The sequence below is a fragment of the Acidimicrobiales bacterium genome, assembly GCA_036378675.1.
Taxonomy (GTDB): domain Bacteria; phylum Actinomycetota; class Acidimicrobiia; order Acidimicrobiales; family Palsa-688; genus DASUWA01.
In genome coordinates, this window is the sequence record DASUWA010000057.1 from 1 (window position 1) to 25,161 (window position 25,161).

At 64.4% G+C, this 25,161-nt stretch carries 29 protein-coding genes; 10 read left to right on the top strand and 19 right to left on the bottom strand.

Going from position 1 to position 25,161, the window contains the following annotated elements:
- Positions 1-70: 70 nt before the first annotated feature.
- The 3 genes from VFZ97_18225 to VFZ97_18235 form a co-directional block, all read right to left on the bottom strand.
- Positions 71-259: a hypothetical protein gene (locus tag VFZ97_18225; GenBank protein ID HEX6395377.1), complete on the bottom strand. Its 189-nt coding sequence runs from the start codon at positions 257-259 to the stop codon at positions 71-73.
- Positions 260-367: 108 nt separating this feature from the next.
- Entirely contained in the window at positions 368-1,120 is a 753-nt protein-coding gene (locus VFZ97_18230; GenBank protein ID HEX6395378.1) for a class I SAM-dependent methyltransferase, read from the bottom strand.
- Positions 1,121-1,174: 54 nt separating this feature from the next.
- The gene (locus VFZ97_18235) at positions 1,175-1,801 is read right to left on the bottom strand and encodes a dihydrofolate reductase family protein (GenBank protein HEX6395379.1); all 627 of its coding nucleotides are present in this window, start codon (positions 1,799-1,801) and stop codon (positions 1,175-1,177) included.
- A gap of 83 nt (positions 1,802-1,884) precedes the next feature.
- Here VFZ97_18235 and VFZ97_18240 point away from each other — a divergent pair, with 83 nt between their 5' ends.
- On the top strand, positions 1,885-2,055 hold the full coding sequence (locus VFZ97_18240) for a hypothetical protein (protein HEX6395380.1): 171 nt from the start codon (positions 1,885-1,887) through the stop codon (positions 2,053-2,055).
- 130 nt (positions 2,056-2,185) lie between these two features.
- Positions 2,186-4,390 carry a molybdopterin-dependent oxidoreductase gene (locus VFZ97_18245; protein HEX6395381.1) on the top strand — a complete coding sequence of 735 codons (2,205 nt, stop codon included), beginning with the start codon at positions 2,186-2,188 and terminating at the stop codon, positions 4,388-4,390.
- Positions 4,391-4,406: 16 nt separating this feature from the next.
- Here VFZ97_18245 and VFZ97_18250 read toward each other — a convergent pair whose 3' ends face one another.
- Positions 4,407-5,237: an enoyl-CoA hydratase-related protein gene (locus VFZ97_18250; GenBank protein ID HEX6395382.1), complete on the bottom strand. Its 831-nt coding sequence runs from the start codon at positions 5,235-5,237 to the stop codon at positions 4,407-4,409.
- 88 nt (positions 5,238-5,325) lie between these two features.
- Entirely contained in the window at positions 5,326-6,060 is a 735-nt protein-coding gene (locus tag VFZ97_18255; GenBank protein ID HEX6395383.1) for a DUF429 domain-containing protein, read from the bottom strand.
- 168 nt (positions 6,061-6,228) lie between these two features.
- Between VFZ97_18255 and VFZ97_18260 the strand changes: the two genes are divergently transcribed.
- Positions 6,229-6,684, top strand: a complete 456-nt coding sequence (locus VFZ97_18260; GenBank protein ID HEX6395384.1) for a hypothetical protein — start codon at positions 6,229-6,231, stop codon at positions 6,682-6,684.
- Positions 6,685-6,944: 260 nt separating this feature from the next.
- Positions 6,945-7,343: a cupin domain-containing protein gene (locus tag VFZ97_18265; protein HEX6395385.1), complete on the top strand. Its 399-nt coding sequence runs from the start codon at positions 6,945-6,947 to the stop codon at positions 7,341-7,343.
- Here VFZ97_18265 and VFZ97_18270 read toward each other — a convergent pair.
- Together VFZ97_18270 and VFZ97_18275 are read right to left on the bottom strand one after the other, a co-directional pair.
- On the bottom strand, positions 7,340-8,989 hold the full coding sequence (locus VFZ97_18270) for an AMP-binding protein (protein ID HEX6395386.1): 1,650 nt from the start codon (positions 8,987-8,989) through the stop codon (positions 7,340-7,342). The genes VFZ97_18265 and VFZ97_18270 overlap by 4 nt on opposite strands.
- 22 nt (positions 8,990-9,011) lie before the next feature.
- The gene (locus tag VFZ97_18275; protein ID HEX6395387.1) at positions 9,012-9,965 is read right to left on the bottom strand and encodes a metal-dependent hydrolase; all 954 of its coding nucleotides are present in this window, start codon (positions 9,963-9,965) and stop codon (positions 9,012-9,014) included.
- Positions 9,966-10,013: 48 nt separating this feature from the next.
- Here VFZ97_18275 and VFZ97_18280 point away from each other — a divergent pair, with 48 nt between their 5' ends.
- On the top strand, positions 10,014-10,667 hold the full coding sequence (locus tag VFZ97_18280) for a TetR/AcrR family transcriptional regulator (GenBank protein ID HEX6395388.1): 654 nt from the start codon (positions 10,014-10,016) through the stop codon (positions 10,665-10,667).
- A 43-nt stretch (positions 10,668-10,710) separates the two neighbouring features.
- Here VFZ97_18280 and VFZ97_18285 read toward each other — a convergent pair whose 3' ends face one another.
- Both VFZ97_18285 and VFZ97_18290 read right to left on the bottom strand, forming a co-directional pair.
- Entirely contained in the window at positions 10,711-11,952 is a 1,242-nt protein-coding gene (locus VFZ97_18285) for an acyl-CoA dehydrogenase family protein (GenBank protein HEX6395389.1), read from the bottom strand.
- 24 nt (positions 11,953-11,976) lie between these two features.
- On the bottom strand, positions 11,977-12,861 hold the full coding sequence (locus VFZ97_18290) for an SDR family oxidoreductase (GenBank protein ID HEX6395390.1): 885 nt from the start codon (positions 12,859-12,861) through the stop codon (positions 11,977-11,979).
- Positions 12,862-13,031: 170 nt separating this feature from the next.
- Between VFZ97_18290 and VFZ97_18295 the strand changes: the two genes are divergently transcribed.
- Entirely contained in the window at positions 13,032-13,589 is a 558-nt protein-coding gene (locus VFZ97_18295) for a TetR family transcriptional regulator (protein HEX6395391.1), read from the top strand.
- A 4-nt stretch (positions 13,590-13,593) separates the two neighbouring features.
- Here VFZ97_18295 and VFZ97_18300 read toward each other — a convergent pair whose 3' ends face one another.
- The 3 genes from VFZ97_18300 to VFZ97_18310 are packed head-to-tail and all read right to left on the bottom strand — an operon-like array spanning position 13,594 to position 17,443.
- On the bottom strand, positions 13,594-16,146 hold the full coding sequence (locus VFZ97_18300) for an FtsX-like permease family protein (GenBank protein HEX6395392.1): 2,553 nt from the start codon (positions 16,144-16,146) through the stop codon (positions 13,594-13,596).
- On the bottom strand, positions 16,143-16,865 hold the full coding sequence (locus VFZ97_18305) for an ABC transporter ATP-binding protein (GenBank protein ID HEX6395393.1): 723 nt from the start codon (positions 16,863-16,865) through the stop codon (positions 16,143-16,145). Before VFZ97_18305 ends, VFZ97_18300 begins: the two co-directional genes overlap by 4 nt.
- On the bottom strand, positions 16,862-17,443 hold the full coding sequence (locus VFZ97_18310) for a PadR family transcriptional regulator (protein HEX6395394.1): 582 nt from the start codon (positions 17,441-17,443) through the stop codon (positions 16,862-16,864). The genes VFZ97_18305 and VFZ97_18310 overlap by 4 nt, the downstream gene beginning before the upstream one ends.
- 129 nt (positions 17,444-17,572) lie before the next feature.
- Between VFZ97_18310 and VFZ97_18315 the strand changes: the two genes are divergently transcribed.
- Positions 17,573-18,328: an alpha/beta hydrolase gene (locus tag VFZ97_18315; GenBank protein ID HEX6395395.1), complete on the top strand. Its 756-nt coding sequence runs from the start codon at positions 17,573-17,575 to the stop codon at positions 18,326-18,328.
- A 22-nt stretch (positions 18,329-18,350) separates the two neighbouring features.
- Here the strand turns inward: VFZ97_18315 and VFZ97_18320 are convergent, their stop codons facing one another.
- The 7 genes from VFZ97_18320 to VFZ97_18350 all read right to left on the bottom strand — a co-directional run bounded on the left by VFZ97_18320 (position 18,351) and on the right by VFZ97_18350 (position 22,723).
- Complete coding sequence (locus VFZ97_18320; GenBank protein ID HEX6395396.1) at positions 18,351-19,040, bottom strand: class I SAM-dependent methyltransferase; 690 nt, start codon at positions 19,038-19,040, stop codon at positions 18,351-18,353.
- Between the two features lie 94 nt (positions 19,041-19,134).
- Positions 19,135-19,881 carry a class I SAM-dependent methyltransferase gene (locus VFZ97_18325; protein ID HEX6395397.1) on the bottom strand — a complete coding sequence of 249 codons (747 nt, stop codon included), beginning with the start codon at positions 19,879-19,881 and terminating at the stop codon, positions 19,135-19,137.
- Positions 19,882-20,122: 241 nt separating this feature from the next.
- Positions 20,123-21,040 carry an NADP-dependent oxidoreductase gene (locus tag VFZ97_18330; protein ID HEX6395398.1) on the bottom strand — a complete coding sequence of 306 codons (918 nt, stop codon included), beginning with the start codon at positions 21,038-21,040 and terminating at the stop codon, positions 20,123-20,125.
- A 237-nt stretch (positions 21,041-21,277) separates the two neighbouring features.
- Entirely contained in the window at positions 21,278-21,535 is a 258-nt protein-coding gene (locus VFZ97_18335; GenBank protein HEX6395399.1) for a hypothetical protein, read from the bottom strand.
- Between the two features lie 316 nt (positions 21,536-21,851).
- Positions 21,852-22,088, bottom strand: a complete 237-nt coding sequence (locus VFZ97_18340; GenBank protein HEX6395400.1) for a DUF2087 domain-containing protein — start codon at positions 22,086-22,088, stop codon at positions 21,852-21,854.
- Positions 22,089-22,314: 226 nt separating this feature from the next.
- Positions 22,315-22,596 (bottom strand): hypothetical protein, encoded by a 282-nt coding sequence (locus tag VFZ97_18345; GenBank protein ID HEX6395401.1) that lies wholly within the window; start codon positions 22,594-22,596, stop codon positions 22,315-22,317.
- Complete coding sequence (locus tag VFZ97_18350; protein ID HEX6395402.1) at positions 22,577-22,723, bottom strand: hypothetical protein; 147 nt, start codon at positions 22,721-22,723, stop codon at positions 22,577-22,579. The genes VFZ97_18345 and VFZ97_18350 overlap by 20 nt, the downstream gene beginning before the upstream one ends.
- A 188-nt stretch (positions 22,724-22,911) precedes the next feature.
- Between VFZ97_18350 and VFZ97_18355 the strand changes: the two genes are divergently transcribed.
- From VFZ97_18355 to VFZ97_18365, 3 genes are all read left to right on the top strand, one after another.
- On the top strand, positions 22,912-23,253 hold the full coding sequence (locus tag VFZ97_18355) for a metalloregulator ArsR/SmtB family transcription factor (GenBank protein ID HEX6395403.1): 342 nt from the start codon (positions 22,912-22,914) through the stop codon (positions 23,251-23,253).
- A 3-nt stretch (positions 23,254-23,256) separates the two neighbouring features.
- The gene (locus VFZ97_18360; GenBank protein HEX6395404.1) at positions 23,257-23,760 is read left to right on the top strand and encodes an SRPBCC family protein; all 504 of its coding nucleotides are present in this window, start codon (positions 23,257-23,259) and stop codon (positions 23,758-23,760) included.
- A 182-nt stretch (positions 23,761-23,942) separates the two neighbouring features.
- A complete protein-coding gene (locus VFZ97_18365; GenBank protein ID HEX6395405.1) occupies positions 23,943-24,584 on the top strand; it encodes a dihydrofolate reductase family protein in 642 nt (213 codons plus the stop codon).
- Positions 24,585-25,161: the final 577 nt, after the last annotated feature.

Genomic DNA, 25,161 nt, shown 5'->3' on the forward strand with positions numbered 1-25,161 from the left:
GGGGCGACGGCGCCACCGTGCTGGATGCCCGCTGCGACTAACCGCAGAGGGAGCTCCGCCGGGCGCTCTGCTACCCAGGCACTGAAGAGCTACCGACCGACGACAGTGCTTCGGCGAGGAATCGCTCCGCCCCGCGGACCACCCGCCGGCACCGGAGGCGTGACCGCAGCTCGATGACGCCAGACACAGTCATAAGGGCAGCCGCGAGCAGCACGATCAACCCGACGTATCCGATGATTGCCCAGCTCCACCACGGCATTGGATCACCGTGACAGAATGGCTATTGATACTGAATAGTCCTCAAAGGCCATTTTGTGGACTAGTCAACGTCCGTGCTCCACTCGACGACGAGGATCTCGGATGATCGTCACGACTTGGCGACGTTTCGTCGCCGGCCGATCACCGCGCGGAGACCGACCGGCAGGGTTTCGCCTCCGAATGAGGTCGTGACGGTGGCATCAACCTGATGCCTGGCGAGCAGACCCGGCAGGCGCGAGGTATCAATGAGAACGTTGTCGTGCCGTTCGTCGTCGCGCCGCCACGACCCGTCCTCGTTTCGGACAAACGCAGCCATCTGTCTGACGAAACGGCTCGGGGAAGGCGTCGAGTACTCGGTGATGATCGCCCAGTCCTCACCCACCCGCCCAGCAGTTGCAGCGTCCCGGCGGGCTGTTCCCCACTCGAGGTCACAAATGTCAACCATAAGCAGCCCACCAGGACGGAGCGCCTCTGCAGCCGCGACGAACGCGCGGTCGATCGACGCCTCGTCGGGCAAGTAGCTGAATGGATGGCCAACGGACACGATTGCATCGGATGCCGGTATGGGATCGTCCGGGAGGACAAGTTGGGCGAATCGTTCGACAGTAGGGGCTGTCTCGTGGGCAAGAGCCAGCATGACGGGCGATGCGTCGGTTGCGATCACCCGATGTCCGGCACCGACCAGATGGCGAGTCAGCAGCCCACTGCCACAACCCAGCTCCACTACCAGACCGTTCCGCTCGAGAATCGGCTCGAGGAGGCTGAGGATTCCAGGCGCGACCGAGTCGGCGTGAAATCCGAATCCCAGGTGGTGCACCAGCGCCAGATCCTGCCGGTAATAGGGTTCGTCTCGAGGATCCACGGTGCCCATCCTCGTTGATTCTTCGACTGCGCGTCGGTCGAGTTGCCCAGCCGGTTACATCTGGCCGGGGTGAACCGGACCGGCTGGTTCGTAGGTGCCGATGACGACACCAAGGTCGGTCACAGTGACTTCGACAGGCCGCATCGTCGCCGGGACGATGCCGTCATTGAACAATTTGCGACCGGAGCCGACCACCAGCGGGAACGTCATCAGGCGGAAACGGTCGACTAGCTCGTACTGCAACAGCGTCTGGAGCATTTTTCCGCTGCCCCAGATCTGCAGCTCGTCGCCGGGTTCGTCCTTAAGCGCTCGCACCGCCGCGACGACGTCGCCGGTCACGAGTCGAGCGGTGTCAGGGTGGTCGCCCCTCCACGTGGCATCCGCCTCTCTGAGCGAGTTGGACACGACATACTTGGGCAACGAGTTGATCGCCGTGGCGATGGGGTTGTCGGGGTCAGTCTGATCTGGCCAGTAGCCGCGGAAGATGTCGAAGGTTCTACGACCGAGCAGGAACGCACTCGCGTGGCTGTTGAGTTCGGTGACGAACTCGCCGACCGCGGGGTCGGGGAACTGGGCCTGCCAGCCGCCGTGGGTGAAACCGTCGCTGGGATCTTCTTCAGGTCCCCCCGGGGCCTGCATCACGCCGTCGAGGGTCAGGAACGTCTGAATGGTGAGCTTCATGTCAATGCAGACGGAGCGGCGCACTAATTCTGAGCGCGTCTCTAGGCAAGTCGAGCCGGCCAACGACATTATTGTTTCTGTTGATGAAGGTGCTGGACCTCGCCATCGCCGGTTCGGCGGATCCCACTCGGGCATCGATCCCTCTGCACCTGGCGGCCAATGGGTCGGTGGAGGCCGGGCAGGATGTAGGGGTAGTTGTTGGAGGCGACGCGACGGAGATGGTCCTCGCGCACGTTCGCGAGAGTCCCACCTGACGTGGCTCGCCTCATCGCCGAATCCGATCGAGTAGTTGCCTTCTGACCCGGCGCCGGCTTCGTGCTGGATGCCGGGGGCGCCGGACCGCAACGCTGTCTACAATCCGGACACGGCAAACTGTGAGGTCGTATGACGATCACGAAGACCAGTACCTGTCGGCTCTGCACCGCGATGTGCCCGATCGTCGTGACCATCGCGGAAGGGCGGCCAGTCGAGGTTCACGGCGACCGCGAAGCGCCCCTCTTCGAGGGCTACACGTGCCCCAAGGGTCGAGCCCTGCCGGAGATGCACGCGAACCCGAGAAGGTTGCTGCACAGCCTCCGGCGCCGTGCGGACGGGTCTCACGAGCGAATCTCGAGTGAGGACGCAGTCGACGAGATTGCCGACCGCCTACGTGATGTCATCGACCGACACGGTCCCAACTCGGTCGCTATCTATATCGGGACTTCGAGCTCCGCCTATCCCGCGATGGGCTCGATCGCCGCTGCGTTACTGACCGCGCTCGGCAGCAAGATGATTTTCTCCGCCGCATCCATCGACCAGCCCGGAACTCGCATCGCCGACGCATTCCATGGCCTCTGGCTGGGTGGGCGGACTCCCTTCGACGAAGTCGATGCCTTTCTTTTCGCCGGCACCAACCCAGTGATCTCGAAGCAGTTCCTCGCCGAGAACCCTTCGAAGCGTCTCGCCCGGGCGGTCGAGCGGGGCACCAAGGTCATCGTGATCGACCCCCGGCGGACCGAGACGGCACGATGGTCCCACGTCCATCTCCAGGCCCGCCCGGGACAGGACGCCGTCGTGATGGCGGGGATCCTCCACGTCATCCTCCGTGACGGACTCGTCGACGAGGATTTCGTCCGAGATCATGTCCGTGGCGTCGAGTCGCTAAGGGCTGCGGTCTCGCCATTCACTCCCGAGTTCGTCGCCCGGCAGGCGGACATCCCGATCGACGACCTGCTCGAAGCGGCGCGAACCCTCGGCACCGCTCGGCGCGGCGGCGCAGGTGGGGGCACCGGGATCAGCATGACGAGCTGCACGAGTGTGGTGTCGTATCTGCTGTTGTGCCTTATGTCGCTTCGAGGTTGGTGGGCCCGTGAAGGCGATCGGATCGAGCGCCCCAACGTTCTGATGCCCCCCAACCGCGCGAAGGCTCAAGCGCGCGGGCCTTATCGAGCCTTGGGTTTTGGCCACAAGATGCGCGTGCGCGGGCTTGAACAGACCAATGGCGGACTTCCCACTGCTGCGTTGGCTGATGAGATCCTGCTCCCCGGGGAAGGGCAGATCCGCGCGTTGCTCAACGTCGGCGGCAGCCCGATGATGGCGTGGCCCGACCAGCGCCGAACCAGTGAGGCCATGCAGTCGCTTGAACTGCTGGTCACGACCGACGTGGAGTATTCCCCGATGGCTCGAATGGCCGACTACGTGGTCGCGACCAAGATGACCCTCGAAACGCCGAGCATCACGCAGATCACCGAGTACATCAAGTACTTCCATCCCGGCTACGGCTTCCGCGCGCCCTACGCCCAGTACACGCCCGCGCTGGTCGACCCGCCGGCCGGCGCCGACCTCATCGAGGACTGGCAGTTGTACTACCGCTTGGGACAGCGCCTAGGAGTGTCTCTCAACATGGTCAATGTTTTCGGTCGCATCGGGGCACACCTCGAGGCACCGATCGAGGTGATACCGCTCGACATGGAGAACGAGCCGACTACTGACGATCTGTACGAGATCATGTGTCGTGGTTCCCACGTTTCGTTGGAAGAGGTGAAGCGGCACCCTCACGGTCACGTCTTCGAAGAACTTGTCGACCTGCGGGTCGAACCCGGTGACCCCGACTGCGAAGATCGCCTCGATGTGGGCAATGCCGACATGCTCGCCGAACTTGGCGAGATTCGGGACCGGAGCCAGACCGTGCAACTGACCGACGAGCGACCGTTTCTCTTCACGCCGCGTCGTGAGAATCGAGTCATCAATTCCACGGGCCGTACTCTGCCGGGTCTCATGCGAGGTCGCAGCTACAACCCTGCATTCATGCACCCCGGCGACCTGGCGCGGCTCGGTATCGCAGCGGGCGATGCGGTGGAGGTCCGTTCCGAATACGACGCGATCATCACCATCGCCGAGGAAGACCGCAACCTGCGACCCGGAGTCGTCTCGATGAGTCACAACTTTGGTGGCAACCCCGGCGAGGACGAGAACCCCCGCGTCGACGGGGCGAACACCAACCGCCTCTTGAGGACCGACGTCGAGTACGACAGGTATACGGGCATTCCGCGGATGGGTGCCCTCCCTGTGTCGGTCGTCCCCGCGTCGGTGCCTGCCCCCGCCTTCTGACTTCGCTACAGGTTGATCAGACCTGGGAGAACAGCTCCTTCGGGAAGTCGGCGTTCTTCGACAGCTTCCACTGCGGGTCACGCTTCTCAACGAATGCCAACGGCCCCTCACGCGAGTCGGGCTGCTGGGTGGTCCAGGAGAACAGCCTGCCCTCGCGCTGCTGAGCAGCCCGCCGGTCTGGTTCGGCCAGGTTGGCGTATACGAGCCTCTTGACTATGGCGGCCGACACCGGTGCGACATTGGTCGCGATGTCGTGAGCGAGATCCAGCGACGTGGACAGCACCTGCTCAGCGGGGACGGCCGCGGACACCAGGCCCATCGCTGCCGCCTCGCGTCCCCTGATGATCTTGCCCGTCATCAACAGCTCCAAGCCGCGCGACACGCCCACTATCCTCGGCACGATCCAGTTCGACGCGAGTTCGGGCATCACGCCGCGCCGGTTGAACACGAAACCGAGCTTGGCGTCTTCGGCGGCAATGCGGATGTCCCATTCCATCGGCATGGTCAAGCCGACCCCGACAGCAGGCCCGTTGATGGCAGCGATGATCGGTGTGTTCATCTCCCAGTAAGGGCGCTTGTCGTCGGTTTCCAGCTCGGTCGCCGAGCCTCCCGTGACGGATCGCCCGCTGAAGGTGTCGGCACCTGACTCGAGATCCGCCCCCGCACAGAAGGCGCGCCCCGCGCCAGTGACGACGATGGCACGGATGTCCTCGCGGTGATCGAAGGAGACGATCGCGTGTCGCAGCTCGAGTCCGAGCCTTGCCGTGTAGGCGTTCAGCCGGTCCGGACGGTTAAGGGTGATCGTCGCTACCCCGTCCTTGTCCTCGGTGAGGATGGTTTCGTACATCAGCGGGTTCTCCTTCCTCGCTTCCAGCGATAACGGTAGCGAGCGAGAGGAAACCCGTCACCCAGACGTTCGCACCTCGGACTAGCGGCTAGGCGATTACCTCCATCCGCAGGCCGCGAGTGTCCACGTCGCCGCCAAGGCGCACACTTGTGCCTGCCAGCCGGCGCCTGGCAGTCCAGGCTGCGGCGTACGCGTCCAGGACGTCATCGACCGAGCACTTCGGTGGACGTGAAGAGATCCCGCGATCCAAATCCGAGAACTCCTTCCTGAGCAGCGCGAGGCGCTCGTCGCGTCCTTGTGGCGTCCGCTTGTAGTAGGCCATCGGCCGGCCGGCCATCGCCCAGAAGCTGACTTCGGGGTGGACCTCGAAGACACTGTTCTGCAACTCGGGACTGATGACCGAATCGACTTCAGCGATCTTCGCGAGGATGTTGAACAGCTGCTTGGGCAGGCTCTTCCCGCATGCCGCGACGCTCAGAGCGGCGGCCTCCTCATACGTGATCGCGTGCAGTACGGCACGGATGGGAGCCGGGAACACCGAGCTGGCCCGAGGGCCGAGCTTCTTCCTCGCCTCTACGTCGCATGCACGTGGATACGTATCGGAAAGCCCGATGGGGATGTCGATGCCGACGGCCGCGAGCTCGTCGCTTTTGACCATGGCGGCCACTGGGTGGAGGTTGGGAACTACCTGGACCACGGTTTCACACTGACCCTCGGCTGGAGCCGTGACCAGTACCCAACCGCCGGCGCACCCATCCATCCCGCCGACCATCGGCATCGATGAGCGAACCCGCCCTGTTGGAATCGTTCCTGTCATGCCCATCACCCAACACCTCGTGACGAGGGCAGCTTGTCCGGTTTGCCCGGAAAGTTTGAAATCTTCGAATGACTGGGTAAGCACTGGCCCAGCCGTGTGGGTCTCACCGGGGGTTAAAACCGCGGAATTGCCAGCGGAGTCATCAGACATAACTACGAACGGGAGGTAGGTGCATTGCGACGTAGCGTGCTCTGGCTCGCCCCAGCGGCGGGCCTGCTCGTCTTTGCAGCTGGACCAGCGCTGGCTCGAACGTCCGGCGGCAACGGTGCTCAAAAGAGCACTCTCTCCACGCCGTCAAGCGGCATGGGATGTCAACAGGGCGGCGGGTCTTCCAGCGATGGGTGGGCGATCCTCAACAAGACCGGCGCACCAGTGCCCGGGACAAGCGCCGTTCAGGGCGAGGTTCACATTGTCGACGCGGCGCTCGCAGGGCAGACAGTGATGGCCTTCGTTGTCCAACCGGGTTCGAGCAGCTGCATGAGCACGAACATGGTGGCGATCACCCTCAACGGCCAGGGAATCGGCAACGGCCATCTGAACGGGATGGAAATGAACGGCAACTACTTCGTCGCCATCGAGAACATGATGGGCAGTGAGGTCCTCGCCAGTAAGGCGGTGCCCCTGCTCTGACTGAGTGACTGACTGACTGAGACTTACCCAACTCACGACAGCGGGCTTCCTGCCCAGCCAAGTACCGGGCCGCCCGGTTCACGTATCCGTACTCGGCCGCGAGGCTTGCCGGGATGTCGTCACCCCCGAGCAGGATCTCCAGGGCACGACCGCGCCCGACCAATCGGCCCAGGCGTGCCATGGGCATAGGTGAAGCGTGACACCCGAACGCCGGCTTCGAACCCGTCGGTTTCCCGGGTCGTGACTATCCTCCAGCGAGCGTGGAACAGGTTCCGAGTCTTCCAACCATCAAGGGCCCAACCGACTGGTTCACCGGGGACGTCTGGATCGACAGCATCTTCCGCGGGGAAGAGCCATCACGGGTCCGGGTCATTGCGGTCCATTTCGCGCCCGGAGCCCGTACCGCATGGCACTCCCACGCCACCGGCCAGACCCTCTACGTGACCGAAGGGGTCGGCCGGGTGCAGTCGCGGGGCGAGGCCGCCCTGACGATCCGCCCGGGGGACACGGTATTCACGCGACCTGACGAATGGCACTGGCACGGCTCGGCGCCGGGGCAATTCATGACCCATCTGTCGATCACCGAAGCCCCGGCGTCACCCGACATGGCCGAATCCAACTGGGGCCAGCACGTAACCGACGAGGAGTACTTGTCCTAAGCAGTTTCGATGCTTGCGGCTGACTCCAATCCGAGGAACTTGATGCTCTCCTCGCGCATCTCGACCTTGCGGACCTTGCCCGTGACGGTCATCGGAAACTCGCCGGCGATGTGCACGTACCGCGGGATCTTGTGGCGAGCGATCCGACCCTCGCAGAAGGAACGCACGGCATCAGCCTCCAGCAAGTCGGCGCCCTTGCGCAGGCGGATCCACGCCATGAGCTCCTCGCCGTAGCGCTCGTCGGGCACGCCGACCACGGCCACGTCTTCGATGTCGGGATGTCCGTAGAGGAACTCTTCGACTTCGCGGGGGTAGATGTTTTCGCCGCCGCGGATAACCAGGTCCTTGATGCGCCCGACGATGTTGACGTAGCCGTCCTCGCGCATCACGCCTAGGTCACCGGTGTGCATCCACCGCGCCGCGTCGATCGCTTCCGCTGTCTTGTCCGGCTCGTTCCAGTACCCGAGCATCACCGAGTAGCCGCGCGTGCACAGCTCCCCCGGGCTACCGACCGGAACGATCCGACCGGTGTCGGGGTCAATGATCTTGATCTCGACGTGCGGCATAACCCGGCCGACCGTTGCGGTGCGCCTGTCGAGATCGTCGTCGGCCCGGGTCTGGGTGGAGACCGGCGATGTCTCGGTCATTCCGTAGGCGATCCCCACTTCGCTCATGTGCATCTCGTTCTGGACCCGCTTCATGATCTCCACCGGGCAGGGAGAGCCGGCCATCAAGCCGGTCCGCAAGGACGTCAGGTCATACCGGCCGAAGTCCTCGACCCCGAGCTCGGCAATGAACATGGTCGGCACCCCATACAAGGAGGTGCACCGCTCGGACTCGATCGCCGCCAGCGTCGCCGCAGGATCGAACAACGGCGCGGGAATGACGATCGTCGACCCGTGCGTCGTCGACCCGAGATTGCCCATGACCATCCCGAAGCAGTGGTAGAAGGGCACGGGCAGGCACACCCGGTCAGCTTCGCTGTACCCGAGCAACTCTCCGACGAAGAGGGCGTTGTTGAGGATGTTCTGGTGCGTGAGGGTCGCGCCCTTGGGGAACCCGGTAGTACCGGAGGTGTACTGGATGTTGATCGGATCATCGAAGCTCAGCGACGCGCCCAGTTGCTCGAGAGCAGCGACATCGATGCCCGACCCCGCGGACTCGAGCTCGTCCCACGATGGTTCACCGATGAAGACAACCTCTCGCATCGACCCGATGTTCGGACGTACCGATTCGACCATCGATCGGTAGTCGCTGGTCTTGTGCTGCGTCGCGCTGACCAGGAGCTTCGTCCCCGACTGATTGAGCACGTACTCCAGCTCCGAAACGCGGTAGGCCGGGTTGATGTTGACGAGGATCGCGCCGATCAGCGCAGTTCCGTACTGAACCGCCACCCACTCGGGGCAGTTGGGGGACCAGATGCCGACCCGGTCACCTTTTTCCACCCCTTTCGACAACAACCCGTTGGCGATCCTCTGCGACCAGTCGAGCAGCTCTGCGTACGTCCAGCGGCGCCCCGACGGAAAATCAACCAGCGCTTCATGATCGGGAAGCCTCGACGCGGTGGCGGTCAGGTTGGCACCGATCGTCTCGCCCAGCAATGGCGTGTCGCTCAAACCGTGCGCATACGAGCTCGTCAGGGTCATCCAGGCCCCAACGGTAACCGGCCTAGGCTCGGGAGAGCACCTCTATGAGCTCTCCGTCCGAGCCGAATAGCTTCTCGCGCCACGCCGCGACCAGTTCCGTGGTGTCCCGGTCGTTCGGGTGGAATCCGATTCGGTGGTACTGGAAGAGGTGGCGGTTGGCTTCCTTGGTGGTGAACGGTGACTTCCGGAGCCGCCACAGGCTCTTCGCCACGTCGAGCGGGTGGCGCCTGGCGTAGGGATCGCGTGCAAGGGAGATGGCCGCCCAGGTCCCGGTTTCCAGAACGAAGGTGAGGTGGGTCAACCACATCGTCACTTGTCGCATCAGCTCGGTTCCACCGACCGTGCGGTAGACGTCGAAGGCGACCGCCTTGTGCTCGGACTCCTCGAGCGCGTGCCAAATCAGCAGGTATCGAAACCCGGGATGGCCGATCTCCTGGCGCGCCTCCTCGTGACTGAGAAGGTTCTCGGCGAGTGAAGCGGTGTAGTGCTCGAGCGCCGCGGTGAACGCGAGGTTGGTCTTCTTGCCCTGGAACTTCTCGCGAAACGCGGTCATGACCCTGACGTAGTGGCCGATCTGGTGCGTGGGGTAGCCGAGCTCGGCGAGCTTGTCGTTGAGGACCCGGTGCTCGCGGCCGTGCATCGACTCCTGGCCGATGAAACCCTCGACGTCCTTGGCGAGCTTCGGGTCGGTGATCTCGTCGGCCGCGGCGCGGACCGACCGCACGAAGTAGTCCTCTCCGTCGGGGAACACCGACGACAGCACGGCGAGGATGTGCGACATCACGATGTCGCCGTCCACCGCGAAGTGCTTGGGCAGATCGGCGATCCAGCTGTCGAAATCCATCGGCCGGGTCGGCACCGCCTCCGAACCGGGGAGCTGGCGCCTGATCTCCTCGCTCGAGGCTGCCGCGCTCGGTTGGGGGCTGCGGGCAATGGTCGTCTGGCTCATGTCGACCTCCGGGGGAATCAGGTCCATGGTGTTACCATCAGTAATGTTACTGCTCGTTACACCTATAATGCAAATGTGCCTGTAAGACGTCATACCCGCCGGAGCCCCCGGACCGAGTACCATGCCTCGCTCGCCGCCAAGCGGGAGGCCCGCCGCGAGGTCCTGGTCCGCGCCGCGACGGACGCGATCCGCCGCCTCGGGCCGGAGGCGTCGATGGACGCGATGGCCGCCGAGGCGGGGATCACCAAGCCGATCCTGTACCGCTACTTCGGCGACCGCGACGGGCTGATCACCGCGGTGGCGGACTGCTTCGCCGACGAGCTCCTAGCCCGGCTAGAGAAGATCATCCTGAGCGACGAACCACCGGGCGTTCGTACCCGCCAGGCGATCGACTGCTATGTGGCGTTCATCGAGGAGGACCCGGCGTTGTACGGATTCTTCTCCCACCACGCTGCCGTCGGGGGGCCCGCGGTCCGCAGCGTTGTCGACCGAGTCGCAGCTGCCCTGGCGCGCGCCGTTGGCGAAGGCCTGCGAGAAGCAAGGGTCGACGCCGGTCCGGCGGAGACCTGGGCATACGGGATCGTCGGCATGGTGCACATGGCCGGCGCGCACTGGGCTGCGGACCCGGCCATTCCGCGCGACAGGCTCATCGACTACTTGACCAACCTCACCCGCTTCGGCGTCGAAGGCGAGCAATCGCCCGTGCCGCGCACGGAGTCACGCCGCTAGCCGGACCGTATGTCCCGAAGGTAGTTCTAAACCAGGGGTCCGGTCAGCGGTTGCGTGCCTCGCGATAGGGAACGTCCTTCGACGCGTCCGGCTCGCGCGGAAGGCCGAGCGAGCGTTCGCCGATGATGTTCTTCTGGATCTCGTCGGTTCCGCCAGCGATCGACTGGGCTGGCACGGAGATGAGGATCTCGGCGAGCAGCCCGTTCAGGGAGCCATGCGGGTCCTGGCCGGCGAGCATCGCCTGGGCGCCACCGATCATTGCGTGCACCTTGGCGGCTTGACGCGCCACGTTGCTGAGGGCGAGCTTTCCGATCGATCCCTCCGGACCCGGGGGACGTCCCAGCGCGCGCGATGCCCTCGCCCGGTCGGCGGTCCACTGGCTGGCGCGGTGCATCGCCATCAGGCGGGCGACCTCCTGCCGGATGATCGGATCGCGATCGACGTTCCTCGACCGCGCGTGTTCGACGACGAGGTCGACCCGCCCGGCGCGCTGCGGGTACCAGGAGTAGACCCTCGCACGTTCGGCGGCTTCTTCGACCGCCTCGTCCAGCGCAGGTCCCGGGTCCACCCCGTCGAGCATCGAGGTCCCGAAAGCACCGAAGTGCCTTTCGTGGGCGAGGGTCGCGAGCGCGGCAGTCCAGCCCTTGTTGACCTCCCCCACAACCCAGCCGCGCGGGATCCTCGCGTCGGTTAGGAACACCTCGTTGAACGAGGCGTGGTAGTTCATCTGTCTCAGGGGGCGAACCTCGACGCCCGGCTGCTTCATCGGCAGTACGAAATACGTGATGCCCTGGTGCTTCGGGACGTCCCAGTTGGTGCGGGCAACGAGCATCCCGAGATCGGCGTGGTGGGCGCTGGTGTTCCAGACCTTCTGGCCGTTGACCACCCACTCGTCCCCGTCGAGAACGGCGGTGGTGATCAGCCCGGCGAGATCCGAGCCCGCAGCCGGCTCGCTGAACAGCTGGCACCAAACCTCCTCACCGGTGAGAAGTGGTCGTAGGAAACGCTCGCGGACGTGGTCTGGGCCCTGTTCAAGGATGGTCGGGCCGGCAAGACCCGCCGGGACCGTCGATACCGCACCGCAACGATGGATCTCGCGGCGCACCACCTCGTCGGCCCACGCGGGCAGTCCCCTCCCGTACCAGCGTTGCGGCCACGAAGGAACCGCCCACCCTGAGTCGACGAGACGGGTCCGCCATTCGCGGAGCGACAGCGATGGGTCCCAGCTGCTGGTCACCCACTCCCTCACCTCTGAACGCAACGCCTCCTCGCTGCGTTCGGGCACGCGCGAAGGCTATGCCAAGTTGCTTCACGCGAAGTAATGCCCCTCCTCCATGTCGTCGACCAGACCCGGCTGTGCCGGCTCCCAGTCGAGGAGCTTGCGGGTCACTTCGCTCGTCGTCGGAAGGTCGGCCGCGAAGATTAGTCCCAACCAACCGAAGTGCTCGGCCGCAGCCTCCCGCGGTATAGAGGCGACAGGGAGATCGAGATGCCGCCCGATCACCTCCGCGATTGTTCGCGCCGGTACGCCCTCGTCGGCGACCGCGTGCAGGGCCGATCCTGCCGGTGCATCCTCCAGTGCCTTGCGAAAAAGTACCGCCGCGTCGACGCGGTGCACGGCCGGCCAACGGTTCGAGCCGTCGGCGACATAACCGGAGACGCCTTTTTCGCGGGCGATATCAACGAGCCTCGAGACGAAGCCCTGATCACCTTCTCCGTGGACAGTCGGCGGGAGCCGGACGACTCCGGAACGCACGCCGCTGCCGGCGAGCGCGAGTGTCATCTCCGCAGCGGGAGAGCGAGGAAAATCGGCACGAGCCGCGTCGTGCTCGGTCGCCGGCCGATCCTCTGCGACAGTCGCCACCCCTGACGCAATGAAGAACGGCCGTCCGGTGCCTTCGATCACCGCACCGATGGCTCCGATTGCCTGCAGATCGGTCCGAACCGACACTTCGAAGTTGGTGAAGTCGTGGATGAAGGCCAAGTGGATGACCCCATCCGATTCGGATGCTCCCTTGCGCAGGCTGTCGAGATCCTCGAGCGAACCACGCAGCACCTCTGCTCCTGCGGCGTCGATCGCCTTGGCCGAGTCGTCGGAGCGAGCTAGCCCCACAACTTGATGACCGGCGCCGATCAGTTCCGGAACGACTGCCGAGCCGATGAACCCGGACGCGCCGGTGACGAATACGCGCATGACCACACCTCCAGTTTTATTGCAGGTCCTCTTGCAGGTTCCTGCTGCCGGTCCTGCTGCCGGTCCTCTTGCCGGCCCCGGGCTGCGCCCGGCTGGGCGGACTCGACGTCAGGGACTGACATCACCCTAGCCATACGATGTCAGTCGCTGTCATCAGGTATTTTGGCCCTGTGTCCCGGTGGGAACCGAACGCGCAGCAACGGCTCAGGGAAGCCGCGATGGAGCTCTACCTCGAGCGCGGGTTCGACGACACGACGGTTGCGGAGATCGCCAACCGGGCGGGGCTCACCGAGCGCACGTTCTTCCGCCACTTCGCAGACAAGCGCGAGGTCCTGTTCTGGGGGTCGAGCGCATTGCAGGATCTGATCGTCGGTGCTGTCAACGACGCACCTGCGGCTGCCTCCCCGATCGATGCGGTCGCTGCTGGTTTGGAAGCCACAGCAGCGGTGTTCCGGGACGTTGACTTTTCCCGGAAGCGTCAGGCCGTCATTGCTTCTACTCCGGAGCTTCGAGAACGCGAGCTGATCAAGATGGCGACGCTCGCGGCCGCGACCGCCGAGGCTTTACGTCGTCGCGGAGTCAACGAGCCCGGGGCAAGTCTCGCCGCGGAGGCAGGCATCGCGGTGTTCAAGGTCGCCTTCGAACGCTGGATCCACAAGGGCAACAAGCGCGACTTCGCCGATCTCGTCCACGACTCGCTGGACGAATTGAAGACTGTCACCCGCTAGCGACCTATTCGAGAGGTCGACGGCTGATGACGGGCGGTTCCCTCCCGGCTAGGAGCCATCCACCGAGCACTGCCACCAACGGAAGCCCCACCAGGATGACGATCAGGTTGCCGGTCGGGACATGAGTGAGCGGGTGGAGATCCCTGTGGTACCAGACGAGTAAAGCCGCGTACGCGCCGGTGGTGCCGAGGACCGCGCCGAGGAGGGCCAGCGCGCCGGCGGTTGCGCCGGTCAGGTTCCGGCGCGTCTTGTTGCTGGCTCCGGTGGCGGCGAGGGTGCGAAGGTCGTTTGCCGTCTCGCTGCGGATCAGCCCGACAGTCATGGCGAGAACGCCTAGCGCCAGCAGTATGCCCGCGGTGGTGGACCAATTCCGCAGCGAAGCCAGGGAGTTCTGAGCGTGCCTCGTCTCCATGAAGAGGCCGGCGCTGGCGGCCAGCCGGCGGGCGGTGCTTATCTGCCCCGCTGTGAGCGGATGGTCGGTCTCGATCAGCCATCCGGACGGAATTGGCTGCAGTCCCGACCGCTGGACGGCTCGGGGAGTGATGAGCGTCGTCGGAGCCGAGCTCAGCTTCGGAAGTTGGTTGAAATGCTGGATCGCCGGGTGTGAGATCCGTTGCGAGTTGTCTGGCCCCCTGGCCTTGGAGAAGTTGGTGAACTCGGGGGCGAAGATCTGCAGCCGGGTGAGGTCCGTCCGCGACGAGAGAATCTCGGTGTCGGCGCTGATCTGATCCTCTCTGATCCCATAGTGAGAGAGCAGTGCGGGAGTGGCGACGTAAAGCGGCAGAACGAACGACACGTCTTCGCCGCGCGCCCCGGTGGTCACCTGGGCCAATATCGCAGTCGGGTAGCCGTCGTGTTGCGTCTCGCCGGCACACGCGGCGCCGGTGCAAACGACATGGTCGGTCTGGATCGGGATGGTCTGGGTTCGGGGGTCGTAGGCCTGCTCGAGAGGCAATGCGACGTTGGCATGAATAGCTTCCGCCAGTTGGTTGACCGACGTATTGAGCGCTTGTAGCTGATCGGCGGTAAGAGACGGCACAGGGTCTCCGGCTCCGCCGGGCGTGAAGTACAGCATCATCTGATGCGACGAAAGGTTTCCTGGGGCGGAGGGATTCTGGACCGCGGCGGAGCTGACGACGATGGTGGCAGCGATGCCTATCGCGAGCGTGATGGCACCGAGCGCAGCTCCCGAGCGGGCTTGGTAACGGGAAAGATCGCGAAGCGCCAGCCGCACGGAAACCGAAGCGTGTCGCGCGACTGCACTGATGGCCTGTATCGCCAGTGGCGAAAGAAACAGCAACCCGATCGCAGTCCCGAGAGTGCCGAAAATGATGAAACCGGCACGGTGTTGGTCTGCGAACGCGAGCAGAACCAGGCCGGACGACAAAAGGACTCCACCGAGCGCGGCGAAACGGTGCGCCGGCTGAGGCCGAGGCGGCCGACCGGATAGGGCCGCGACGACACTTATGCGCGACACCGCTCGCGCCGGCCACCATGCAGCAGCGACCGCCGTGATGAAAGTGAGGATCATCGCTGCGGCTATCCCCCACCATGGCAGCGAGAACCGGGCGATCCGGTGACCGGTGATCGACTCCAGCGTCGGCACGAACGCCAGCCAACCTGCCAGCCCGACGATCGTCCCGACCACCGCGGCAGTGACGCCCACCGCGGCGCCGTTGGCGAGCATCACGCCGCGGACGTTCCTGTCGGTTGCGCCTAAGGCCCCGAGCATGCCCACCGAACGCAACCTTCGATGCGCCATCACGGTGAACCCGGCGACCGCCATCAATCCCACGAACAGCAGACCTAGCGTCCCTAAAACGAGCACCAGCGTTTCGGCTGCCGTCTTGTTGTCGTGACCTCGCGACATGACGGTTAGGCCGTTTCTGCTCGGTAGATGCACCGACTGCAAGCCTCCCTGGCTTGCATTGAGGAGGACCGAGATCCGGTCCGGCGATGTGATTTGTCCCGGAGAGACAAGCACGAACTGATCCCGGAAATTCAGGGGGTTCTCGACGACTCCTACCACCCGAAGGGTCTGGTTGCCCTCCACCCAGGTGTCCCCGATGTGCAGGCCGAGCAGCACGGCAACATCGCTCGTGATCGCTGCCTCGCCCGGACCGTTGGGGAAGTGTCCGCTGTCGAGCCGGATGGTCACGCTGTCGTACGGACCGTGCGGATTCATCGCCCGCAAGTCGATGCTGGATACCGACCCCGGTATAGGGACGCTCTGGTGGGCGATCACGTCCACGGTGCCGAACCGGCTTTGTATGGCGTCGATGTCGGCGGTGAGCAGAGGGTCGGATCCGGGTAGGTCGATGATGGTGTTCGCCTTGCCGTACTGAGGGTTGTTCTTCAGTTGGTCGGCGTTGGACGCGACCCCGAGCCCGATGACGGTGCCTGCGACGGCGACTATTAGTAGAGCCAGAACGAGCACCTGCTGGCGCCATTCCCGCCTGAACAGCCGCCACGCCCAGCGCCTGATCGCCCGTCGGGCGGGAGCTCCGCCGCCACGAGCCGCCGGCGCGACCGGGCGCTCCAGGATCGCGGTGCTCATGGGTTCTGCGCTGGAGCGAGAAGAGATTCCGGCCCGGACGGCGGGGACGTTTGGTCGGCTATTCGCCCGTCGCGCAGAAAGATGACGCGGTCCGCCCAGGATGCCAGCTGCGCGTCGTGGGTGACCACTACTCCGGCCACTCCCCTCTGGCACGCCATCCGGATGAGGCGCATGACCGCCTCCCCGTTCGCCGAATCCAGCGCGCCCGACGGTTCGTCGGCCAGCAGCAGGTGGCGTTCGCCGACGACGGCCCGCGCGATCGCGACCCGCTGACGCTCGCCGCCGGACAGCTCGTCGGGAAACCGGGATGCCCGATCGGCAAGCCCAAGCTCTTCGAGCGCGGCCAATCCTGCGGTTCGAGCGGACTTGGCGCCGGTGCCGTCGAGCTCGAGCGGCAGTGAAACGTTTTCGACTGCAGTCAGTCCGGCGAGCAGGTTGAAGTCCTGGAACACGTAGCCGATCGACCGCCGGCGCAGCTGGGCCCGCCCGTTGCGCGACATCTCCGATACGAGTTCATCTCCGACGAAGACTTCACCAGCGGTCGGTTGTTCGAGGGTGCCGGCGATGGTGAGCAGCGTGCTCTTTCCAGATCCGCTGGGTCCCATGACCGCAACGAGCTCGCCCCGGTCCACCACCAGGTCGATGCTGCTGAGGGCGTGCACTTCGGTCGGGCCTTCGCCGTAGACCTTCGAAACCCGTCTCAACTCCAGCGCGCTCATGGCCGCACCCCCACTTTCTTTGGCAACCTCGGCAAACGTGACGGCTGCGAGCCAGGCGGTTCCAGCGCGGCTCGCTTGATCCGCCCGTCAGCCGCGTCCAACCACCGGACGACCGAGTCGAGCCGGAACAGCTCTGCGTCCACGACGAGAGCGAACTCGAGATCTCGATCGGCCGCGTACTCCTTGAGCCGAGTCCACTCCTGCATCAGCTGGACCAGATACCGCCGGTGAGCCTGCACCACCTCGTGCACGTCAACGTCTGGCAGCCGGGCGGCGATCAAGATCTTGATCACCAGCTCGTCACGAGGCGGCAAAGACAGGTCCGGCGGTGTGCGCAACCAGGCGGCGAGTTCCTCCTCGCCTTCCGGCGTGATCCGGAAGCCCTTCTGGGGGCCGTCTTCTGGTCCGTCGTCGGACTCGACCAGACCGGCACGCTCGAGCCGTTGAAGGGTCGTGTACACCTGACCGACGTTGAGCGGCCAGACCTCGCCGGTGCGAGCCTCGAATTCCTGGCGCAGCTGAAGCCCGTACTTGGGGCCCTCGCTCAACAGCGCCAGCAAGGCGTGGCGGATGCTCATCGAACCAAGCTCATCGAACCAACCCACTGAGCAGCATACTGAGTATGCTACACAGATGAGTGAGGCGGATCAAGGGGTGGTAACGCGTAAGTTCTTGCGGCAGTTCTTTGCGATCGGTCAAAGACGGAGGTGATTCCGCTGGCACGCGTAGTCCTGGTACACGGCAATCCCGAGACGGCAGACATCTGGGGACCACTCCGGTCGTCCCTCGCCCGAACCGACGTGGTGGCTCTCTCGCCACCAGGTTTTGGTGCTCCGGTCCCCGAGGGCTTCACCGCGACGGCCGACGAGTACGCGGCCTGGCTGGTTTCAGAGCTCGAAGGAATGGGCGGGCCGGTCGATCTGGTCGGGCACGACTGGGGCGGGGGTCACGTCATACGGGTCGCGATGGACCGCCCGGACCTCATCCGCTCCTGGGCGATGGACATCGCCGGATGCCTGGCGCCGGACTATGTCTGGCACGACATGGCCCAGACGTGGCAGACCCCTGGCGCCGGCGAGGACGCGGTAGCGGCGATAGTTTCGCTCCCCGCTGAAGACCGGGCCGCAATGTTCGAATCGCTCGGTATGACCGGTCCGGTCGCCGCGGCCGTTGCGGAAGGCAACGACGAGACCATGGGCCGCTGCATCCTCGCGCTTTACCGATCAGCCGCCCAGCCGCAGATGGCCCAACTGGGCGAGCGTCTCAAGGACGCCGCCGCCCGCCCGGGCCTGGTGATCATCCCAACCGAAGATCAGTACACCGGCGGTGAGGAGCGCGCGCGTTGGGCCGCAGAACAAGCCGGAGCCAAGGTCGCGCTGCTCCCAGGACTCGGTCATTGGTGGATGGTCCAGGATCCGGACAAGGGAGCCGCAGCTCTGCAGGGGTTCTGGTCAGCGATCTGATCTGTGGCCTTCAAGAGCGGCGTCAGACCTTTGTAGCGACGCCCTCGTACATATAGCCGAAGGACTTGGGGCCGCTGACGTTGTAGTTGTCGATCTTGGCGAGCTCTAGGCCGGAAGCTTCGATCAGGTCTTGTATCGGCCGGTTAAGGTGACAGCCACCGGCAACCCGACGTTGGATCGGTGTCAGCCGGTCCTGCCACCGGGAGACTTTCGAATCGGGAGACCGGCCGTGCTCGGCGAAGAAGAACCTTCCCCCCGTTCGAAGCACGCGATAGATCTCTGACAGAGCGCGGTCCACGTCCGGAATCGTGCACAGGGTCCAGGTGGAGAGCACCGAATCGACACTGCCCGACTCGAGTGGGAGTTCGTGCCCGTCCAAGCCCACGAAATCGACAGGGACCGGGCTCTCGGCCAGGCGGCCGGCTGCAAGCTTCCGACCGAGCGTGTCCGGATCCACGGCTCTGACACGGCTCAGGTCCTTCGGGTAGTGAGGAACGTTGTGCCCGGCGCCGAAGCCGATCTCAACCACCTCGCCGCTGAGGTCCGATGCCACGCGCGCACGTATGGGAACGAACTCCTTACGACCCATGACCCAGTTGGTCGCTCGAGGAAGAATCTGCGTTGCGTAGAACCCCATAGACGCAGCCTGTACGAGGTTGCGCCCGATGTCCAGGATGCTCTTCTGATACGGGCCGAGGAACGTCTTCAACATTGTGTCGGCAACCGTTGAACCGCTGCTCTCAGCTCGGGCGCGTCCTTCCGGCCAGCTGAACGCTCCTTTGAGAGCTCGAGTCCAAGATGGTGGGTCATGGCTCGCAGATGACGAGGCGGTAGCCCCAGTCGTATGAGTCGAAATCGAGCAAGTCTTCGTTGCGTTCCGCCCAGCGTCCTGACCTTATGTCCTCGTCGAGGCGGCGCAATCCGGGTTCCAGGATCTCATCGCCAAGCAGAGCCAGAGCCGAGATCGAAAGACGCACATCCGGGTCCAGGTAAGCCTCCGGCCGCTTCCAGTAGGCGCAAAAGAACCCGTCGCTGCAATCCGCAGGTACCCGCACAACCTCGACCCGGCTTGCTTCGAGCACCTGCAGCACGGGTCCCAGCCCCGAGAACATCGACCCACGGAAATACTCTCTTGGGAAATAGTCCCGGGTGAGCCAGAACTCGTCGAGCCAATCCTCGCCCTGGTCGAAGGTGAGAACGACTTGACAAGCAGCAACCCGGCGCATCTCACGCAATCCCTCAGCCGGGTCGCTCCAGTGATGCACTGTGAAAGTGGCCAGTGCAGCGTCGAACGATCGGTCTGGAAACGGCAGCGCGTCGGCCAGCGCTCGCACTACCGGCGCCGCGTTTTGAGGCCGTTGGGCGATCATCACTTCGGACGGTTCGACAGCTACGACCCGGCGAGCAACCGGGCTGTACGCACCGGTACCGGCACCGACGTCGACGACTGTGTCGGCCTGGCCCAACGCCAGCTCGATCTGACGCAGGATTCTCAGGTCGCCGTGACGATGTTGCCCGTAGACAATCCCGATTCGGTCGTAGCGGTAGTCCACTAACAAGAGTATGACGGCGTCGACGCGCTCAGGTGTCACATGACCTGGGCCCATTTTCGCGGTGCCCGGCCGCCTCACACCTCCGGTTATACGAGTGACATTCTGCCCCCCCGCTCTCGCTGGTTGCCCTTCTCGGCGGCGAGGGCATCACGCCGAATCGGCTCCTCAACTCCATCGTTGGGAGAACCTGGTGCGCCGACGTTGTGCGCTCGACCCCAAGTCCGGTCGGTTCCCCAAGTCCTTATGGGCGAACGCGGATGATCGTCTTCCCCTTGCGCCGCTCGGACGGGTTGAGGGCGGCGACGGCGTCGTCGAGGGTCGCGACGTTGCCGATGTTCGTCCGCAATCGTCCGTCCCGCACCCTCTGCACGATCTCAACCAGTTGGCCACGATCGGGCTCGACAACGAAGTCGATCGCCAGGCCGTCGGTGGGCCGCGCCTCGGTCGGCCCGACGATGGTCACAAGCGTTCCTCCGGCTCGAATCAAGCCTGCGGACCGCTGCTGGATGTCGCCGCCGATGACGTCGAACACCAGGTCGACTCCGCCGACGTCTTCCAGGACGTCGTTGTCAAGGTCGACGAACTCCTGCGCGCCGAAGTCGAGCACCTTCTGGCGGTCTGCCGAACGTCCGGTGCCGATGACGTACGCGCCGAACTCGCGTGCGAGTTGCGTCACCATCGTCCCGACTGCGCCGGCCGCCCCGTGTGCAAGCACGCTCTGCCCCGCCTCAAGCCGGCCGTGCTCGAACAACCCTTGCCATGCAGTCAGGCCCGAGATCGGCAGGCTCGCGCCTACCGTGAAGTCGACGTCGCCCGGCAGCGGCGCCAGGTTGCGTGCCTCGATCGCCACGTACTCCGCCAGGGTGCCGTCGCGATACCAGTCCGAGAGCCCGAACACCCGCTCTCCGAGCGACACCCCCGTCGTGCCATAGCCGAGGGCAGTGACCACTCCGGCCAGCTCGTGCCCGAGAATCGACGGGGTCCGGTCACGGCCGACGCGATCGACCGGGGTCGAGGGCCACTCCATCTCATCCGGGACGAATCCCGACGCGTGAACCTCAACCACGACATCGTTTATCGCCGCCTGCGGCTCGGTCCGCTCCACCGCCATCATCCCGGCCGCTCCCGCACCCTGCTCCATCACCACGATCGCCTTCATCCGGCACCTCCCCGTATTCCTTTCTCCCGCTTGGACATACCCATCTACTGGCGGACGGAGGCGCGGCGAACGGCCTTCAACGAGGAGTTGGAGAGTCTGCGGAGAGAACTAGAGCATTTGCCGAAGTAGCGATCGGTCCCAGAACACTGCTTGGGGGCTCGCTGCTTATCCGAGGCCGTCATCGGATGCGCTTACGTTCTCACCCGGAGCGAATGTGGCGACTGGGAACCTCTCGGCTCAAGACCAACCAGCAGGTGCAAACGGGGGAGGATGAGGACGCGACGCAGCCCAAGTCCTGTCGAGGCAGCGAACCAGCTCCTCGCCAGTCTCCAGATCCGAGATCACCTGCCGGACGTTGTGGTCAGGCCCAGGCCAATACTGATCCGCTTCCGCCTGCGCCTCCGCAAGAGTGGAGAACGACTTCGTCCAGTTCGAGTCCCGCACTCCTACCTCGAATATCTGATGCTGCAGGAGAAAGCGATCCGACTTGTTCACGCCCCGCTCAAGGTATCACCGCGCAGGCATCTGACCTGAAGCCCTGCCGACTCGGTGCTCTGCTATCGGCTGATTGTTGTGCCCTCCGCGTTGATCTGCGTGCCCGCTCTGGCGGGTATGTGGTGTCGGGCGGGCTGTGTCACTCGCGGTCGAGTGGTTGGGCCAGTAACAGCAGGTCGTACGCGGCTTTGGTGGCCCCGCGTATCACGAGGGGCCACCCGAAGTGTGTCAATGTCGACGGATCAGTTGACCCCCCGACGCTGACCACATTCGTGCGAGGACTGCGAGCGGTGACCAGTAATCCGGTGCGCTCGCGTTATGTGTCGTCGCAGATGAAGGTTCCGCCGGCTCGCCAGTACTCGCGGCAGTTGGGGGTTCGATCGAGAAAGCCTTCATCAACCAGATAGCGCCGGAGTGCAGCGACATCGAGGTGCCAGCTACTCAGACGGCGGTTGACCTCGAACTCGGGGTAGTGGACACCAGGTTCGAACTCCTGGGCGAGGAGATCAAGGACCTGCAGTCGCTTCGCACGTCTCGCGGGAATGGCAACCAAGCGCCCATCTTGTATGAACCTCTGAACGATGGTTTGCCTCAATCTCAACTCCCGCAGTGGGGACCTTGTCAGATCGTACCGACGACCTCTAGGTTCCGCTCTAGTGATTTCATTTCAGCTATACGGTTGCCCGTACAAGCCTTTCTCTCGTTGCCGGCAAGCGACCAGAGCGGATCGCCGATTCGAGCGCTGGCCGACCCCTGGGCCTCGGTGGGATGCGCCGCCGTTATGGCGTAGATCCACGGAGACTCGCTGCGTTGACCTTCACGTCACGCCAATCGGCGACGGCAAGCCGGGCGGCGTGAATAAAAAGATCGATCGACCCCTCGCTGAGCAGCAGGACATCCTCGACGATCTCATCCGGGGGGCTGACGTCGCCGTAGCAGTCGTGCCACGCGAACTCCAGCAGCTCAAGGAGGTCGAGTGCCGGGGCCACGTGTTCCTCGGAGAACATCGCCCGCACTCGGGGTTCGCGATCGCTCCGACGGTCAGCTCTGCTCACTGCCATCCATCCATCCTGGCAGTTCGTCCCCGCGTGTCCCGGAACCCTGCCGATTCCCGGTTGGGTCGTGCCATCCCGCCTGCAACTCGATGCGCTGCTGATATGTGTCGGTGATCTTGTCTTGGTCGGACATTGGAGCAGGGTCAGCGACGACAGGGGTGGAGGAGCAATCTCACTCTGCCCGTCCTGTCGGAGCGTCTGCTCTGAAACGGATCCGTTTCCCTACGGTCACCCTTGGGCTCCGTTACCACCGGTGCGTCAACCTCCGCCCCGCCTGATTTCCTCCTTGACATATGCTGATATGGGCATATGATGCGGTCCATGGCTCGAGCTGCGACGACGTCGGACGTCTTCAACGCGATCGCCGAGCCGCAACGCCGGGAGATCCTGGTGCTGCTGCGGGCGGGTGAACGGCCGGTGACCGAGTTGGCCCAGGAGTTGGGGATGGCCCAGCCGGGGGCGTCCAAACACCTACGGGTGCTTCGGGAGGTCGGGCTGGTGCGGGACCGCAAGGTAGGCAAGCAGCGCCTGTACGGCCTTGACGCCCGCGGGCTGCGACCGGTTCATGAGTGGACTGGCGGGTTCGAGCAATTTTGGAACGAGAGCTTCGACCGACTGGACAAGTACGTGCAGAACCTCAAGCAAGCAAGGCAGGAGGGGTAGCTGATGAGCGCGACGGAACGAGGAGCTTCGACGCAGTCAACGACGGACCGCGAGATCGTGATCTCGCGGGTCATCAGTGCCCCACGGGAGCTGGTGTTCGAGGCCTTCACCGAAGTGTCGCACCTGTCGCGGTGGTGGGGACCGGAGGGGTTCACCACCACCACGCGGTCCTTCGAGTTTCGCGTCGGCGGCGAGTGGGACTTCGTGATGCACGGCCCGGACGGAACGGACTACCAGGAGTGGATCTCCTGGACCGAGATCGTCCCACCGGAACGGATCGCGCTGGTGCACGGTGAGTCCCGTGGCGATCCGAACGCGTTCGAGTCGGTCCTCACGTTCGCGCCCGATGGCGCGGCGACCCGGATCGAGATGCGCACTGTGTTTCCGACCAAAGAACTCCGTGACCAAGCGGTCGAGAAGTATCACGTGATCGAGGGCGGCCAGCAGACCCTGAGCAAGCTGGCTGGATATGTCAGCGAGATCGTTCGAAATGGAGCTGAGGGTTGATGGACGGAAGGTGGTTCTCAGCGTGCCGATGCGAACGATGCCGGATCGCCAGAACCGGGGAACCGGACCGTGTGGTTGAGTGACTCGGGCAATAAGTAACCGCGATCCGGGTCGTCTAACCATGCGATGTCCCCGTCGCATGAGGCTGCTTTGAATGGTGTATGTCTGACAAGGAGAGTGCAATGTCGCGCGTTCGGGTCCACAACTTCTCGATTTCACTCGACGGCTTCGGTACGGGCGAGGGACAAAGCCTTGAATCGCCCTTCGGGCATGCGGGCCACAGGCTTCACGAGTGGTTCTTCCCTACCCGAAGCTTCCAGATGATGCAAGGCAAGACCGGCAGCACCGGCACCGATGATGCCTTCGCCTGCAACTGGGGCCCGGGCATCGGCGCCGAGATCATGGGACGGCACAAGTTCGGTCCCCAGCGTGGCCCCTGGGCTGACGAGGACTGGCAAGGGTGGTGGGGCGACGATCCGCCTTTCCACACTCCGGTGTTTGTCCTCACCCACCATCCCCGGCCGACCATCGAAATGAAGGGCGGAACCACCTTCCACTTCATCGACGCGAGCCCCGCCGAGGCCCTGGAAGCAGCCCGGAATGCGGCCGGCGGCCTGGATGTACGAATTGGCGGAGGGCCAACAACCGTTCGCGAATTCCTCGCTGCGAACCTCGTCGACTACATGCACATCGCGGTCGTGCCCATCGTCCTCGGACGCGGGGAACGCCTATGGGACGATCTCGAGGATCTTGAACAACGGTTCGAGATCGAGGCGACCAGCTCGCCCAGCGGCGTTACCCATCTCACATTCACCCGCCGATAGTCGGTCCATGCGGGATGCCGGGATGCCCGCGGCGCCGAGCGCCGATTGTTCGCCCTTGAGCCCACCTCGCTGACGAATCGGCCGGAGCGCGAAACAGAACGTTCGGCGTCACTCTCTGGTCTCCCAAAGATGACGGCAGCCGATTAGTGAGCGATCCCGACCGAGTCCAACGCCCGAGGATCCCAGACCCTCAGACTCCCAAGGTGGATCTAAACAAGTTGCCGACTACGTGCTCCAGAACTCTCAGAACGGCAGCGCAGTAATCATGGCGACGAGTGACATTCTCTATCCGTGAGCTTCGATGTCTCCCTTGAAGGGGTTGTGGAGCTACCGGATGGCACCAGGTTTCGCGGGCGAAGCATTCGATCCGGCAAAGTGTCAGAGCCGGCACCAGAATGGGGCACGATTGTGCGGTGTCAGTTCTGGTCGGCGCTGCCTTCGGGCAGGCTCCTAGGTGAGGGGGTCCGAGGCTGCTCAGGGCGTCGCGCTGACACCCAGACGACGGCTGGGATAGCTCGGGATGGTCCATATTTGGTAAATCGTCGACTCCGGGCCCCGTCGGTCCTACGATTGCTAA

What these genes read in the sequence shown, in the direction of transcription:
- VFZ97_18225 (HEX6395377.1), bottom strand. Translation starts at nt 259, where the DNA reads ATGCCGTGGTGGAGCTGGGCAATCATCGGATACGTCGGGTTGATCGTG.
- VFZ97_18235 (HEX6395379.1), bottom strand. Translation starts at nt 1,801, where the DNA reads ATGAAGCTCACCATTCAGACGTTCCTGACCCTCGACGGCGTGATGCAG.
- VFZ97_18240 (HEX6395380.1), top strand. Translation starts at nt 1,885, where the DNA reads ATGAAGGTGCTGGACCTCGCCATCGCCGGTTCGGCGGATCCCACTCGG.
- VFZ97_18245 (HEX6395381.1), top strand. Translation starts at nt 2,186, where the DNA reads ATGACGATCACGAAGACCAGTACCTGTCGGCTCTGCACCGCGATGTGC.
- VFZ97_18250 (HEX6395382.1), bottom strand. Translation starts at nt 5,237, where the DNA reads ATGTACGAAACCATCCTCACCGAGGACAAGGACGGGGTAGCGACGATC.
- VFZ97_18255 (HEX6395383.1), bottom strand. Translation starts at nt 6,060, where the DNA reads ATGGGCATGACAGGAACGATTCCAACAGGGCGGGTTCGCTCATCGATG.
- VFZ97_18270 (HEX6395386.1), bottom strand. Translation starts at nt 8,989, where the DNA reads ATGACCCTGACGAGCTCGTATGCGCACGGTTTGAGCGACACGCCATTG.
- VFZ97_18275 (HEX6395387.1), bottom strand. Translation starts at nt 9,965, where the DNA reads ATGGACCTGATTCCCCCGGAGGTCGACATGAGCCAGACGACCATTGCC.
- VFZ97_18290 (HEX6395390.1), bottom strand. Translation starts at nt 12,861, where the DNA reads ATGCGCGTATTCGTCACCGGCGCGTCCGGGTTCATCGGCTCGGCAGTC.
- VFZ97_18300 (HEX6395392.1), bottom strand. Translation starts at nt 16,146, where the DNA reads ATGAGCACCGCGATCCTGGAGCGCCCGGTCGCGCCGGCGGCTCGTGGC.
- VFZ97_18305 (HEX6395393.1), bottom strand. Translation starts at nt 16,865, where the DNA reads ATGAGCGCGCTGGAGTTGAGACGGGTTTCGAAGGTCTACGGCGAAGGC.
- VFZ97_18310 (HEX6395394.1), bottom strand. Translation starts at nt 17,443, where the DNA reads ATGAGCATCCGCCACGCCTTGCTGGCGCTGTTGAGCGAGGGCCCCAAG.
- VFZ97_18320 (HEX6395396.1), bottom strand. Translation starts at nt 19,040, where the DNA reads ATGTTGAAGACGTTCCTCGGCCCGTATCAGAAGAGCATCCTGGACATC.
- VFZ97_18330 (HEX6395398.1), bottom strand. Translation starts at nt 21,040, where the DNA reads ATGAAGGCGATCGTGGTGATGGAGCAGGGTGCGGGAGCGGCCGGGATG.
- VFZ97_18345 (HEX6395401.1), bottom strand. Translation starts at nt 22,596, where the DNA reads ATGGCAGTGAGCAGAGCTGACCGTCGGAGCGATCGCGAACCCCGAGTG.
- VFZ97_18350 (HEX6395402.1), bottom strand. Translation starts at nt 22,723, where the DNA reads ATGTCCGACCAAGACAAGATCACCGACACATATCAGCAGCGCATCGAG.
- VFZ97_18355 (HEX6395403.1), top strand. Translation starts at nt 22,912, where the DNA reads ATGGCTCGAGCTGCGACGACGTCGGACGTCTTCAACGCGATCGCCGAG.
- VFZ97_18360 (HEX6395404.1), top strand. Translation starts at nt 23,257, where the DNA reads ATGAGCGCGACGGAACGAGGAGCTTCGACGCAGTCAACGACGGACCGC.
- VFZ97_18365 (HEX6395405.1), top strand. Translation starts at nt 23,943, where the DNA reads ATGTCGCGCGTTCGGGTCCACAACTTCTCGATTTCACTCGACGGCTTC.